This window comes from Streptomyces sp. 8P21H-1, assembly GCF_013302945.1.
On record NZ_JABTYA010000061.1, the window covers coordinates 1 to 843 of the forward strand.

The window sequence follows — 843 nt, forward strand, 5'->3', positions numbered from 1 at the left end:
CAGCGCGGTCGTCACCGCCGCCTACGCCGCCGCCGGACGCGGCGCCCCGGTCACGACGCGGGACCTGCGCGAGGGCGCCGAACGGGAGTACCGCAAGGCGGGCCGCCTGGTCCCGGGAGAGGGCAACTGGTAGCCGGCACCGGCGAGGGGGCGCCCCGAAGGGGCGCGGGGAACTGCGCGACGGGCCCCCACGACCCGCAACCGACACCCGACACCCGACACCCGGCGACCGGCGCCCACCGCGCCGGACGTGCCGGACGTGCCGGACGTGCCGGACGCCGGTGTCACACCGTGAACTTCACCGCTTCCAGCCAGCGTTCGTTCTCCAGCGCGCCGCCGAAGGTGAAGTGCTCCCCGGCCTTGGGGTCGTCGCACCCCATGCCCAGCCACCCCGCGTCGCGGACGTGCGCGGTGTGGCAGACCGTCCCGCCGCCCTGGTCGACGTTGATGGTGAAGCCCAGCATGTTCGGGGCGTCCTTCTTGGTACTGCCGATGTAGTTGTCGATGCCGTCGGCGACACCCGACCACGGTGCGACGTAGTGCCCGCGGCCGTTCGTCGACCCGGGGTCGTGGACGAAGGCGACGCCGGCCGTGCCCTTGGCGCCGGACACGGCGATGTTGAGGGCCTTGAGCGGCTTGGTCTCGCCCACCGTGCCGGCCGTCTCGCCGTCGCAGACGGCGTCCGTCCAGCCCTCGCCCGCCACGTAGGCCCGGTAGCAGATGTGCCGGCCGCTCGGGTCGTCCGCGGCCAGCTGCTGGACGGCGGTCGCCGCGGTCCGCTCCGGTGCCTTGGTCTCCGTCTCCTCACCACCACCGCCGCCGCCCGCGCCCGCCGCCGCGCCG

At 75.1% G+C, this 843-nt stretch carries 2 pseudogenes; one reads left to right on the top strand and one right to left on the bottom strand.

The annotated features are described in order from the left end of the window. Window positions 1-133, top strand: a pseudogene (locus HO151_RS07115) (ATP-binding protein); the annotation flags it as partial. 151 nt (window positions 134-284) lie between these two features. Here HO151_RS07115 and HO151_RS01130 read toward each other — a convergent pair. Then, window positions 285-843, bottom strand: a pseudogene (locus tag HO151_RS01130) (hydrolase); the annotation flags it as partial.